Here is a 13025-nt window from a genome sequence, read left to right as displayed (position 1 = left end):
CAACTCCTTCTTGGACTCCTCCAACTCCTGCTGCGCAGCGTTCTCCTCACCCTCACGGACAATGAACCCACCACCGACCGAAAAGAACGTCGCCTCCCGCAGAACGCTCCCCTCAGCATCAGACACAGCAAACTTCATCCCATTCGTATGCCGCGGCAACACCGTCAACGGATGCAACACCATATCCTCCACCGCATACGGCAGCTCCACGCCTTCGCCGGAGGCACCGGCCAGATTCAGGGCACCTGACTCAGCGATCGTCGCGAGCCGCTCCTCCACCTCTTCAGGCAGAATCAGCTCCGGGTGATACCCCTCCAAGCCCAGCAGCGTGGCCGTCATGGTGCCGTGCCCACGACCCGTGGCAGCCAACGAGCCATACAGGTCAACCCGCAACGACGCCACCGAGCCCAGGACGCCGGTGTCCTTGAGCTCACCAGCAAACACCGCAGCAGCCCGCATGGGCCCCACAGTGTGAGAACTCGACGGGCCAATACCCACAGAAAACAGATCGAAAACGCCAACAGCCATGGTCGGGATTCCTTAACAAAGCTTGAAAACGGTCCGGCAGATCTTCCTGCCGGAGGGCCGCCCCCGCTTATGACGGAGGTCGACCGAAGCACGACGCCGGATGGCCCCCAAAGGCGGCAACCCGGCGTCGCAATTTTATTCAGTTCTACAATCCCACGCTACGCCGGTGGGCTCCAGTACGGGGTTTAGCTGCCGAACATGCCGTGCGCACGGCACACTCCGCAGCGAGCCCACTAAACGGACTCCTCTTACCTCACGGGCGCCCAAGCGACCGAGCACGCGGAGGATGTCAGCCCCAACGGGCCAACGAACGGACTAGGAGAGGTCTCCGCCATTCTTGGAGGCGTATTCCTCGGCCGAGAGCAGGGGGCCCTCGGACTCGGCGGCAACCTTGAACAACCAACCGGCGCCGTAGGGGTCGTTGTTGATCAGGGCGGGGTCGGAAACAACGGCGTCGTTGATCTCCGTGACCTCACCGGTGACGGGCGAGTACAGGTCCGAAACCGACTTGGTGGACTCAACCTCACCGCAGGTCTCCCCCGCAGTCACGGAAGAACCAACCTCAGGCAGGTCAACGTACACAATGTCACCCAGTGCGTCGGTGGCAACCTCGGAGATACCAACGGACACCGAGTTCCCGTCTCCGCGGGAAACCCACTCGTGTTCGTCGGAGTACTGAAGTTCGGGCGCTACCTTGGGCATTCTGTTTCCTTACTGTGGTTGATCAAACAATGGCTGGTGAGGTGCCTGACCCGACGGGCGCTAGGCGACCCGTCGGAAAGGCCCGCCTACTTTTGGCGCTTGTAGAACGGCAGTGCGACGACTTCGAACGGCTCAGACTTGCCCCGCAGGTCAATGTCCAAAGCAGTTCCGAGCTCTGAGTGCTCGACGTCGACATACGCCAACGCTACCGGGTAGCCAAGCGTCGGGCTGGGCTGACCGGAGGTGACTTCGCCAACCACTGCGCCGTCCTTGAGAACCGGGTAGTGGCCGCGGCCGGCCCTGCGGCCCAGGCCCTTGAGGCCAACGAGCTTGCGGCCGCTAGTGGTTCCGCCACCGTCGGCCTTGAGGGCAGCAAGTGCCTCTTTGCCCACGAAGTCGCCTTCCTTGGACAGTGCCACCACGGGGCCGAGTCCTGCCGCGAAGGGGTTGCCTTCGCGGGAGAGTTCGTTGCCGTAGAGGGGCATTCCGGCTTCGAGGCGTAGGGAGTCGCGGGAGGCAAGGCCGGCCGGGATCAGCTCGCCTTCAGCAGCGACGTTGGCTATGGCCTGCCAGAGTGCGGCTGCGGAGTCATTCGCTACAAAGATTTCGAAGCCGTCTTCGCCGGTGTACCCGGTTCGGGCCAGCAGGAGGTCCTGCGTGCCGCCGTCGAACGCGAACGGAACTTCAACCGCGGCGTAGTACTTGAGGTCGGTGACCAGAGCGTGCTGTTCGGCAGGGACCAGGCGGAGGAGGATCGCTTCAGCAAGCGGCCCCTGAACAGCGATCAGCGAGATGTCGGCAGAGGCGTCTTCAACAACCACGTCGAAACCTGCAGCGCGCTCCAGCAGCGCCGCGGCAACAACCTTGGCATTACCGGCGTTCGGTACCACCAGGAATTTGTCGCTGCCTTCCTTGGGAGAGGGGCGGCGGTAGGTGATGAGGTCGTCGATGATGCCGCCGTCTTCCTGGCAGATCAGCGAGTACTTGGCCTTGCCGACGGCCATGGCGGAGATCTTGCCCACCAGGGCGTAGTCCAGGAAGGCAGCAGCCTCGGGACCGGTGACCCAGACTTCGCCCATGTGGGAGAGATCGAACAGGCCGGCGGACTTGCGGACGGCGTGGTGCTCAGCCAACTCCGAGGAGTACTTCAGGGGCATCTGCCAGCCACCAAAGTCGGTGAAGGACGCGCCGAGGTTCTTGTGCTCTTCGTAAAGAGCTGTGTAGTTCTCGTTCATGATCAGTCCTCAGTTTTCGAAGTCTTCGATCGGCGGGCAGGAGCACACCAGGTTGCGGTCTCCGGCTGCGCCGTCGATGCGGCCTACGGGCGGGAAGTACTTGTCCTGCTTGAGGTGGTGAACCGGGAAGGCGGCCTGCTCACGCGGGTACGCGCGGTCCCAATCAGAACTTACGACGGCGGCAGCCGTGTGGGGAGCCTTGCGCAGCGGCGAGTTCTCCACGGCGAAGTCGCCATGGGCCACCTGGTCGATTTCCTTGCGGATGGTGATCATGGCTTCGATGAAGCGATCGATCTCCACGAGGTCCTCGGACTCGGTGGGTTCCACCATGAGCGTGCCCGCCACCGGGAAAGCAAGGGTGGGAGCGTGGAAGCCGAAGTCGATGAGGCGCTTGGCCACATCCTCAGCGGTGACGCCGGTCTTCGCGGTCAGTTCGCGCAGGTCCAGGATGCACTCGTGGGCAACGAGTCCGCCTTCACCGGTGTACAGGATCGGGAAGTGATCGTTGAGGCGGGAAGCGATGTAGTTCGCTGCGAGCAGTGCGGACTTGGTGGCTTCCGTGAGACCCTTGCCGCCCATGAGCTTCACGTAGGCCCAGGAAATCGGCAGGACGCCAGCGGAACCGAAGCGGGAAGCCGAGATCGGGACGTCGTTTCCTTCGGTCCAGGAGGCCGCATCACCCGGCATGAACGGCGCGAGGTGTGCCTTGGCAGCAACAGGGCCAACGCCGGGTCCGCCGCCGCCGTGGGGGATGCAGAAGGTCTTGTGCAGATTCAGGTGGGACACGTCGCCGCCGAACTTGCCCGGCTGGGCCAGGCCCACCAGGGCGTTCAGGTTGGCGCCGTCTATGTATACCTGGCCGCCGGCCTCGTGGATGGCGTCGCATACTTCGCGGACGTCGGCGTCGTACACACCATGAGTGGACGGGTAGGTGATCATGATGGCCGAGAGCGCGTCCCGGTTGGCCTCGATCTTGTTCTTGAGGTCAACATGGTCGATGGTGCCATCGGGAGCCGTGGCCACCACAACAACCTTCATGCCCGCCAGCACTGCCGAGGCTGCGTTGGTGCCGTGGGCAGAAGCGGGGATCAGGCAGACGTTGCGCTGCGCGTCGCCACGCGACAGGTGGTAGCCGCGGATGGCAAGCAGACCGGCGAGCTCGCCCTGGGAACCGGCATTGGGCTGGATGGAGACCTGGTCGTACCCGGTGATTTCGGTCAGCTGGGATTCGAGGTCCGTGATGAGTTCGCGCCATCCCTCAGTCTGGGAATCCGGAGCGAACGGGTGGATGGAGGCGAACTCCGGCCAGGAAATTGCTTCCATCTCGGCGGTGGCGTTCAGCTTCATGGTGCAGGAACCCAGCGGGATCATGGTGCGATCCAGTGCCAGGTCGCGGTCCGAGAGCTTCCGGATGTAGCGGAGGAGCTGGGTTTCGGAGCGGTGCGTGTTGAAGACGGGGTGCTGCATAAAGTCACTCGTACGTTCCACGGAAGCCTCAAGCGCGAAGCCTTCCGCGGGCTCAAGTACCGAAGCGCCAAAGACGGCTGCAACGTCGGCGACAATCTCGGAAGTGGTCGTCTCATCAACGGAGATGCCGACAGTGTCAGCGTCAATGCCGCGCAGGTTGATGCCCTTGGCCTCGGCAGCGGCGACGATTTCAGCAGCCTTGCCGGGAACGCGGACGGTGATGGTGTCGAAGAAGGAACCGTGGAGGACCTCGACGCCGGCAGCCTTCAGGGACGCTGCAAGCGTGCGGGCGTGGCCGTGGGCGGTTTCGGCGATCGCCTTGAGGCCCTCAGGGCCGTGGTAAACGGCGTACATCGAGGCCACGATGGCCAGCAGTGCCTGAGCGGTACAGATATTGGAGGTGGCCTTCTCGCGGCGGATGTGCTGCTCGCGGGTCTGCAGCGCCAAGCGGTAGGCGGGGACACCGGCGTCGTCCTTGGAAACGCCCACCAAACGGCCGGGCATGGAACGCTCCAGTCCCTTTTGGACGGCCATGTAGGCGGCGTGCGGGCCACCGAAGAAGAGGGGAACACCCAAGCGCTGTGCCGAACCGACGGCGATGTCGGCGCCCTGCTCGCCTGGAGGGGTGATGAGGGTCAGGGACAGGAGGTCGGCAGCAACGGTAACCAGCGCGCCGCGCTCTTTGGCGTCCGCAATCACGGCAGAGTGATCGAACACGCGGCCGGAAACGCCGGGCTGCTGGAGGACGACGCCGTTGATGGCGCCTTCCGGGAGACCCGAAGAAAGGTCCGCGACCTCGACCTCGAAGCCGAGGGCCTCCGCGCGGCCCTTGACGATGGCGATGGTCTGCGGGAAGCAGTCAGCGTCGAGGACTGTCTTGCCATCCTGGACAGCCTTGTTCTTGTTGGCGCGGCGCATCATGAGGACTGCTTCGGCCACTGCAGTGGCTTCATCCAGCAGGGAAGCATTGGCGATCGGCAGCCCAACCAGGTCCTGGACCATGGTCTGGAAGTTCAGGAGTGCTTCAAGGCGGCCCTGCGAGATTTCCGGCTGGTACGGGGTGTAGGCGGTGTACCAAGCCGGGGATTCGAGGATGTTGCGACGAATCACGGACGGCGTCACAGTGTCGTAGTAGCCCTGGCCGATCATCTGAACGGCTGTCTTGTTCTTGGACGCGAGCTTGCGCAGCTCGGCCAGAACTTCAACTTCACTCAGCGCGTTCTGCAGGGTGAGGGCAACTTCCTGGCGGATGTCGTTCGGGACGGCGGTGTCGACCAGCGAATCAACAGTGTCATAACCGACGGACTTGAGCATGGTCTCAATGTCGGCCTGGCGGCGGGCGCCGATATGCCGATCGACGAAGGTGGTGGAGGCAGAACTAACCGTCACGAAGGAACTCCATTACTTGGGCGGCGTTTGGGTACGCCACAGCGGCTGGGTTCCTCCCCGCTCTGTATTGGACCTGAGAGTTTCCGCGCGTTGCGTGAACAACCATCGCTTGCACCGTCGGTGAGCACAGCACTCTTTGACCCGAAGGTGGGCTGAGTGCCTGCTGCTTTCCAGAGTTGCCTAGCCGCGGCGGTGCGTGGGCCTGAGAGATTCCTGGGGAGGGTTTGCTCCTACGGCGCCTGCATCACTTACTTGCAGGACTCTCCCGCCGCAGATGAAAGGCATGTTCAGTTGTGCGTGGGCGCCGTGTAGGGCACGCCACAAGGGTTAATTGTCCTACGTGCCGTGCCCTGCAGCAAATGGATGACCCGCTACTTCCGCAACCGGTCAAGGACTCCCAGCAGGATTTCGACGTCGGCCTCCCGCCCGGCGTTGCCACCCTCCTGTCCGCCTTCAAAAATCGCATTGAAATAGAGTCCGTCACCCATGTAGCTGACGGCCTTTGCGACCTCCGGTCCGACGTCCTCAGCGAGCACGTCCAACCACTGTTGTTGGATCGCGGCAAACCTGCGGCGGGTTTCCTCGTGGGCCACTTCGGCCAGTCTTGTGGCAGCGACGAAAGCCCGGTCCATGGGGGTATCTGCCCAGAGCGAGGAGCGGATGAAGTAGGCAGCCGAACCGTCAGGCGCAGCCTTCATCTGTTCGGTATCTTCCTGGGCGAGCAGGTCCAGACGTTCCAGAAGTGCCGTGATCAGCGCTTCCTTATTGGGAAAGTGGTAGAGCAGCCCACCCTTGGACACGCCTGCCCGCTTGGCAACGGCGTCGAGCGTGGCGGCACGCTCCCCTACCTCGATAAGGAGGGCTTCGAAGGCATCCAGGACGGCGTCCCGGGCAACTGGTTTTCGTGGCATGTGTCCATCATTCCCTAAAGGCTTGCGGGCTTCTATTTGAAACTATACCGTCTGGACGGTATAGTTAGCTGCATGTTCTCGCCGTCCTCAACCCAAGCACCCCGTTCCACCTATCCCGTGAAGGGCCAGGCAGCACCGTGGCGCGACTGGACGGCACTGGCACTCCTGATGTTTCCGGTGCTGCTGGTGGCCGTCGATAACACCGCGCTCACCTTTGCCCTGCCTGAAATCGCCCGCTCGTTGGACGTGGGCGGTGTCCAATTGCTATGGATTGTTGACGCCTATCCGTTGGTGTTGGCCGCGTTGCTGGTGTCCATGGGCAACCTGGGCGACAGGATCGGACGACGGCGGCTGCTACTGATCGGCAGCACGGGCTTCGCGGCGGTTTCGGCTGCTACCGCTTTCGCACCATCCGCCGAATGGCTCATCGCCGGCCGCGCAGGCCTTGGCGTCTTCGGCGCCATGCTGATGCCGTCAACCCTGTCGCTGATCCGGAACATCTTCACCGATCCCAACCGGCGTCGGCTCGCGATCGCCGTCTGGGCCGCCGGTTTCTCCGGCGGGGCTGCTCTCGGTCCTATCTTCGGTGGCTGGCTGGTGGAGCACTACTGGTGGGGTGCCGTGTTCCTGGTGGCGGCTTTCCTGCTCCTGCCGCTCCTGGTCTTCGGCCGGGTGCTGATTCCCGAGTCCAAGGACGCAAATCCTGGTCGGGTGGATGTGCCCAGCATTGTCCTGTCCGTGGTCACCATGGCGCCGTTCGTTTACGGCATCAAGGAATTCGCGGTTCATGGTTTCGGGGCGTCCGCAGCCTTCTTTATGGGCTTCGGCGTGGTGATGGGCATAATCTTCGTTCGCCGCCAGCAGCGGATCGAGAGCCCCATGCTGGACGTCTCCTTGTTCCAGAACAAGGTGTTCAGTACCGCAATCGTGGCGAACGTCCTGTCCCTTTTCTCCATGACGGGCTTCATCTACTTCTTCGCCCAGCACCTGCAACTTGTTGAGGGCCAGTCCCCCATGGAGGCCGGCATCGCGATGATTCCTGCTCTCCTGGCCACGGTCATCGCCGGCCTGCTGGTGGTGCCGCTGGTCAAGCGTGTACGGCCTGGTTTTGTTGTGGCCGCGGGCCTGACGCTTAGCGCCGCTGGTTACCTGATTGTGGTTGTGGGTGACCACGGCAGTGGACCCGTATTCCTGTTGTCAGCCCTGACCGTACTCGCAGTGGGCGTTGGGGCCGCGGAGACCATCTCCAACGATCTCATCCTTGCCTCAGTACCGGCCGACAAGTCCGGCGCCGCCTCGGCCATTTCCGAGACCGGATATGAGTTGGGGTCGCTCCTGGGAACGGCCGTGCTTGGCTCGATCCTCACTGCTTCTTACCAGCACAACCTCATCATCCCGGACGGTGTCTCCTCGCAAGCGGCCGGCAAGTCCACCGAAACGCTCGCAGGCGCAGTTGATGCTGCGGCTGCCCTTCCGGCCCCATTGTCGGAGGCGCTGACGGTGGCCGCCCGGACAGCTTTCGAGTCCGGCGTCCACATCACTGCGGCGATTGGGCTGGTGCTGATGGCCGGCGCGGCAGTGCTCGCCGCCGTCGTACTCCGGCGTGTGCCGAAGGCGCAGTAGAGAACACAACGCCGAAAGCGCAGTAGAGAACAGTAGTAAGCACGGCGCCGACTGAAGCTACATAGCTTCGGTCGGCGCCGCTTTCTTGTCGACGCCTGCGGTTAGTTCGTCGATCTTGTCGAGGGCGTCGCTGAGCTGGCTGACCGTGTTCCATAGCTCCGGATGTTGTTCCCGGACTTCCTCGAGTGTGGCGCCTGCGGAGGTCAGGGACGCGAGGTCGAAGCTCACATTGGTTCGAGCGCCGGCTATGGCTGCGCGGAGGGCTCCGAAACCAACCACGACGTCGGCGATCAGCGCCGGATTTCCGTTGGAAGCAAGCCAGCCGAGGTCTTCAATGGCGTCGATGGCCCGCTCTCCGAGAACTGCTGATGCTTTGGCGGCGTCGACGGATGCTTGATGTATTGCATCGTCACGTTCCGGGCCGGGGTCGAGGCGGAAGGCAGCGCCGAAGGCGTTGGAGGCGGAGGCGTCGTCGTCGGCTAGTTGAAGGGCAGTTCGTCGGAGCTCGTGGGCCCGGGAGTGGATCCCAGTGAGCTGTCCGCGCTGATGTTCCTCCACTTCGGTGTATCCGGCCACCATCGATGTCAACGAGGCCGCGATGGAGAGCATCACCCCTGTTCCGGCGCCGCCTCCCGGGGAGCCACTGGATTCTGCCAGGGCCTTGGTCCACTCCTCAACAGTGGATAGCTGTGTGGTGACTGATTCAGGTTCGTTCATGCCATCCAGTGTGCCGGGGCTTCCCAGGCTTTGCAGCTTCGGGCTGGATACACTGGCCAGACCTAAGCGTCGAATGAAAAGGGCAGACTCGTGACCATTGACCTCGAAGAGCTTTACAAGGACCTGCACGCCCATCCCGAGTTGTCCTTCCAGGAGACCCGAACAGCCGGGATCGCCGCGGGCTATCTCGAAGATCTGGGCTTCACCGTTCATCGCAACATCGGGAAGACCGGGGTTGTGGGCGTTCTGGAAAATGGGCCCGGTCCTGCGGTGATGCTTAGGGCGGACATGGATGCCTTGCCGGTCAAGGAAGCAACGGGTTTGGACTACGCAAGCTCAGCGATTGGTGTTGATCATGAGGGCAAGGACATGCCGGTCATGCATGCTTGCGGCCATGACGTGCATGTGACTTGCCTCGTTGGCGCAGTGGAGGTCCTGGCCGCACAGCGTCATGAGTGGCAGGGTACCCTGATCGCTGTCTTTCAGCCGGCTGAAGAATGGGGCGGCGGGGCAGAAACCATGGTTGCCGACGGGTTGTACGACGAAGTGCCCAACCCGGATGTTGTCCTGGGCCAACATGTGGCCCCCTTCCCCGCCGGATGGTTCGGTATCCGTCCCGGCGTCACCATGGCGTCCGCCGATTCCCTCAACATTACGTTGCATGGGCGGGGTGGCCACGGTTCACGTCCGGAGACCACCATTGACCCGGTTCTGATGGCTGCTGCGGCCACTGTGCGGTTGCAGGGCATTGTGTCGCGTGAGCTCGCCGCCAGTGACTCCGCAGTGGTGACCGTTGGGCAGATTCACTCTGGCACCAAGAACAACATCATCCCGGAAACGGCAACGTTGGGCCTCAGCGTCCGTACATTCAGAGATGCAACCAGGGATAAGATCCTCGGTTCAATCGAGCGCATTGCCAAGGGTGAATCCACAGCTTCGGGCGCCCCCAAAGAACCGGAGATTCATTTCGAAGAGCACTTCCCCCTGACCGTTAACGACCAAACTGCCACCGAGCGGATATCCGCAGCTTTCAAGGCTAAGTTTGGCGAAACGCAGATCATAGACCCCGGACCTGTGTCCGGAAGCGAAGACGTGGGGGCCTTGGCAAAGGCTGCCGGCGCTCCCTTGGTTTTCTGGTTCCTTGGTGGTGCCGAGCCTTCCTTATTCAAGGAGTGGGCTACAACGGGTCGCCTTCCCGAGGACATTCCGTCGAATCACTCGCCGTACTTTGCGCCCGTCATCCAGCCGACGCTGACGCGCGGAAGGGAAGCCCTGGTGACGGCTGCCCGGGAATACTTGGCCAATAAGTCCTAGGGGCTGGTTTTTACAGCAAGCCATAGAGGAAAGGCGCCGCGAGAGCAGCGCCTTTCCTTTGCTTACTACTGCGATCGGGTTACTTCTTCGATTCGTCTCAGGCTCTTCGATCAGTCCAGGGATGCCTGGACTTTCTCGCGAATGCGGTCGATCCTCGGTTCTGAAACCACGGATTCCCTGCGACGGCGGGCCAGGAAAGTCCACAGCGTACCTTCCGTCCGAGGACGGCTCTGTGCAGGTTCCTGATCCTTGGGTGCCTCAGTCGTGTGCGCTTCAGGCTTGCGCGCGGAGTCCTTCTTCGTGCGCCGCTCAAAGTCGTCATAGTACGCGTAGCACATGTCCAACCTCCTTAGTGGCTGTCCTTCAATCGTCCTCGGACAGGACCCTCACGTCGATGGTTTTGTGCTTTGTGATCAACTGGCTTAGTGGGCTAGTGCTGACTGGCGCGCTTCCTCTACAGCCCTCTTGGTCTCCTCCATCATGAGATCCGCATTGATGGCAGCGCCTGCCATGACACCTGCGGCTGCAGAGGCCATCACTTGACCGGTCAGATCCGTGACGTTCCCGGCGGCCCATACGCCGGGTACCGACGTTGCCCCTCCGAGAGGATTCACTTCGACATGGGTCCCCACGCCCATAGGGTGTTCCACAGTGGGGACGCCCAAGGACTCCAACACACCGGACCTTGCCTCCAACCGTGGGCCCGTGACAACAGCGTCCACCGGAACCACCGTTCCCGATGCCAGGACCACACCAGTCAACGCGTCATCAGTTACTTCCAGCGCCTGGACTTTACCGTCCACCACGGTAATGGAACGCGCAGCCAATTGCTCCCATTGTTCTTCCGTCGGCTCCACGATGTCATTGAGGAACAAGGTGATGTAGGGGCTCCATTGGCGGAACAGCAACGCCTGGTGCAACGCCATTGGCACTGAACCCAGGATTCCGATCGCTTTGTTCCGAACCTCCCAGCCGTGGCAATACGGGCAGTGCAGGACATCACGGCCCCAACGTTCCCGGATGCCCTCAATGTCGGGCAGGATGTCCAGCAGCCCTGTGGTGACAAGTAAGCGGCGTGCACTCACAGTTTTGCCATCTGCCAGGTCCACCTCGAAGGTGAGATCGGAACCGTCCGTGGGGTTCGCCGTCGAACGTGCCCCAACCGCCACACCGGCCACAATGTCCGCCCCGTACTGGAGCGCCTCCGCCCGTCCCAATTCCAGCAGTTCTTTGGGGTTAATCCCGTCGCGGGACAGGAATCCATGCACCCCGGTTGCTGGCGCATTCCGCGGCTCGCCCGCGTCGATCACCAGGACGGATCGCAAGGCCCTGCCCAAGGTAACAGCGGCACTTAACCCAGCCGCGCCACCTCCCACCACGACGACGTCATACTCCTCGCCCACTCGGTTGTTCGCTGTTTCCATACTCACTTGCCTCCACGTGTGTCCCGCGGCCCTCTGCCGCTCCTTCCATGGTGGTCAGCATCTCCCGGAATCAGCAAGGAAGTTTGCCAATATGGCAAACTAAACGGCATGACTATCGATTTCAGCACCATGCTCGACGCCGTCGGTCCTCGCCTGCGTGCCATGCGAACCCAACGCAACGTGACCCTTGCGGAGGCTTCCGAAGTTACAGGCATTTCTGTCAGCACGCTCTCACGACTGGAATCCGGCCAACGCAAACCAACACTGGAACTCCTCCTCCCCATTGCCAGGCTGCATCAGGTGCCACTGGAAGAGTTGATTGACGCTCCGGAAACGGGTGATCCCCGCATTCACCTCAAGCCGCACGTTCACGAGTGGGGAACTGCGGTTCCCCTGACCCGCCGCCCCGGCGGCATCCAGGCCTTCAAAATGGTGCTGAAAAGCGGAACCGGCAAAGAAATCCCCCAGCCCCAGTCTCATGAAGGGTACGACTGGATGTACATCCTTAACGGCAAGCTGCGGTTGGTGCTGGGAGAAAACGACTTTGTCCTGAAACCGGGTGAGGTTGCGGAATTTGATACCCGCACACCGCATTGGTTTGCCAGCGCCACCAAAGAACCAGTGGAGCTGCTAACCCTCTTCGGGCAGCAGGGTGAACGACTTCATGTGCGGGCGCGGCCCAAGCGCTGAGTCTACGAGGCCAACCAGTCGCGGGCGCTCCGACGCGAGCCGCCTACCTCAACACCGTGCTCAGGCCTGTTAATTTCTGCCCACACCTCATCGAGGGAGAGTCCGAGGACATCGGCAATTGCAGCAACGGTAGGGAAAGCCGGTGTCGCGACCCGGCCCGACTCGATCTTGCGGAGCGTCTCGGGTGAGACACGGGCGTCAAGAGCCGTCTCCAGCATGGAGCGCTCACCCCGGGCGCGACGCAGAAGAGCACCGAGACGCTGTCCACGCTCGGCCTCTGCGGGTGTAAGCGGCAACCTGACCATGGCTCCAATTGTAATACCGGGATAATATGGCCGGGATAGTTATTGGTTTTCACACGAAAGGCCTCGCATGATTGAGATCCTTAGCCGCACAGAACTTAGCCGCGCCAAGGAGGCCGGCGCCCTTGTCGCCAACATTTTGCACACGCTCAAGGGCCGTGCAACTGTTGGCACAAACCTCTTGGACATAGACCGGTGGGCAAAGAGCATGATCCTCGAAGCCGAGGCCGTCTCCTGTTACGTCGATTACGCTCCTTCCTTCGGCCGTGGGCCATTCGGGCACTACATCTGCACGGGCGTCAACGACGCCGTCCTCCACGGATTGCCCACGGATTACAAACTGGCCGACGGCGACCTCCTGACCCTCGACCTTGCCGTTTTGAAAGACGGAATCGCAGCAGACTCGGCCATCAGCTTCATCGTGGGCGAGTCCAAGCCAGCGGAGAGTGTCGCGATGATTGAAGCAACCGAACGGGCATTGCGCGCTGGCATTGCGGCAGCCCGTCCCGGCGCCCGCATTGGGGACCTGTCCTACGCCATCGGCTCGGTCCTCAGCGAGGCCGGCTACCCCGTCAATACTGAGTTCGGGGGCCACGGCATTGGCTCCACCATGCACCAGGAGCCGCATGTGCCGAACATGGGACGCCCGGGCCGCGGTTACAAGCTGCGCCCCGGATTGCTGCTCGCCCTGGAACCATGGGTCATGGCCGACACCGCCCAGCT

At 62.2% G+C, this 13025-nt stretch carries 13 protein-coding genes and 1 riboswitch; of the genes, 4 read left to right on the top strand and 9 right to left on the bottom strand.

From position 1 onward, the window contains the following. The 5 genes from RIF72_RS19345 to RIF72_RS19325 all read right to left on the bottom strand — a co-directional run. Positions 1–528 (bottom strand): serine dehydratase beta chain (locus RIF72_RS19345; protein ID WP_309076415.1); only part of this gene is annotated, 528 nt, incomplete at its 3' end. Between the two features lie 315 nt (positions 529–843). Then, complete coding sequence (gcvH, locus tag RIF72_RS19340; RefSeq protein ID WP_024819780.1) at positions 844–1230, bottom strand: glycine cleavage system protein GcvH; 387 nt, start codon at positions 1228–1230, stop codon at positions 844–846. Positions 1231–1316: 86 nt separating this feature from the next. Next, complete coding sequence (gcvT, locus tag RIF72_RS19335; RefSeq protein ID WP_309076414.1) at positions 1317–2465, bottom strand: glycine cleavage system aminomethyltransferase GcvT; 1149 nt, start codon at positions 2463–2465, stop codon at positions 1317–1319. A 9-nt stretch (positions 2466–2474) separates the two neighbouring features. Beyond that, positions 2475–5321, bottom strand: coding sequence for an aminomethyl-transferring glycine dehydrogenase (gene gcvP, locus RIF72_RS19330; protein ID WP_309076413.1), 2847 nt, complete (start codon positions 5319–5321; stop codon positions 2475–2477). 180 nt (positions 5322–5501) lie between these two features. Further along, positions 5502–5599: riboswitch (glycine riboswitch) on the bottom strand. A 93-nt stretch (positions 5600–5692) separates the two neighbouring features. Further along, on the bottom strand, positions 5693–6232 hold the full coding sequence (locus RIF72_RS19325; protein WP_309076412.1) for a TetR/AcrR family transcriptional regulator: 540 nt from the start codon (positions 6230–6232) through the stop codon (positions 5693–5695). A 72-nt stretch (positions 6233–6304) separates the two neighbouring features. On the opposite strand from RIF72_RS19325, the gene RIF72_RS19320 reads away from it, so the two are divergent. Continuing rightward, positions 6305–7855 carry an MFS transporter gene (locus tag RIF72_RS19320; protein WP_309076411.1) on the top strand — a complete coding sequence of 517 codons (1551 nt, stop codon included), beginning with the start codon at positions 6305–6307 and terminating at the stop codon, positions 7853–7855. A 57-nt stretch (positions 7856–7912) separates the two neighbouring features. On the opposite strand, the gene RIF72_RS19315 is transcribed toward RIF72_RS19320, so the two are convergent. Then, positions 7913–8572, bottom strand: coding sequence for a cyclodeaminase/cyclohydrolase family protein (locus RIF72_RS19315; RefSeq protein ID WP_309076410.1), 660 nt, complete (start codon positions 8570–8572; stop codon positions 7913–7915). 90 nt (positions 8573–8662) lie between these two features. Here RIF72_RS19315 and RIF72_RS19310 point away from each other — a divergent pair, with 90 nt between their 5' ends. Then, complete coding sequence (locus tag RIF72_RS19310) at positions 8663–9886, top strand: amidohydrolase (RefSeq protein WP_309076409.1); 1224 nt, start codon at positions 8663–8665, stop codon at positions 9884–9886. 110 nt (positions 9887–9996) lie between these two features. Here RIF72_RS19310 and RIF72_RS19305 read toward each other — a convergent pair whose 3' ends face one another. Next, the gene (locus RIF72_RS19305; protein WP_309076408.1) at positions 9997–10224 is read right to left on the bottom strand and encodes a hypothetical protein; all 228 of its coding nucleotides are present in this window, start codon (positions 10222–10224) and stop codon (positions 9997–9999) included. Positions 10225–10308: 84 nt separating this feature from the next. Continuing rightward, a complete protein-coding gene (locus RIF72_RS19300; RefSeq protein ID WP_309076416.1) occupies positions 10309–11310 on the bottom strand; it encodes an NAD(P)/FAD-dependent oxidoreductase in 1002 nt (333 codons plus the stop codon). 108 nt (positions 11311–11418) lie between these two features. Between RIF72_RS19300 and RIF72_RS19295 the strand changes: the two genes are divergently transcribed. After that, a complete protein-coding gene (locus tag RIF72_RS19295; RefSeq protein ID WP_309076407.1) occupies positions 11419–12000 on the top strand; it encodes an XRE family transcriptional regulator in 582 nt (193 codons plus the stop codon). A gap of 2 nt (positions 12001–12002) precedes the next feature. On the opposite strand, the gene RIF72_RS19290 is transcribed toward RIF72_RS19295, so the two are convergent. Next, on the bottom strand, positions 12003–12305 hold the full coding sequence (locus RIF72_RS19290) for a helix-turn-helix transcriptional regulator (RefSeq protein ID WP_309076406.1): 303 nt from the start codon (positions 12303–12305) through the stop codon (positions 12003–12005). 67 nt (positions 12306–12372) lie between these two features. Here RIF72_RS19290 and map point away from each other — a divergent pair. Beyond that, a partial coding sequence (map, locus tag RIF72_RS19285) for a type I methionyl aminopeptidase (protein WP_309076405.1) occupies positions 12373–13025 on the top strand: 653 nt, incomplete at its 3' end.

This window comes from Paenarthrobacter sp. (assembly GCF_031180005.1).
GTDB lineage: Bacteria > Actinomycetota > Actinomycetes > Actinomycetales > Micrococcaceae > Arthrobacter.
Note: the sequence above shows the minus strand (reverse complement) of the source record. Positions and strands in the feature narration are given on the sequence as shown.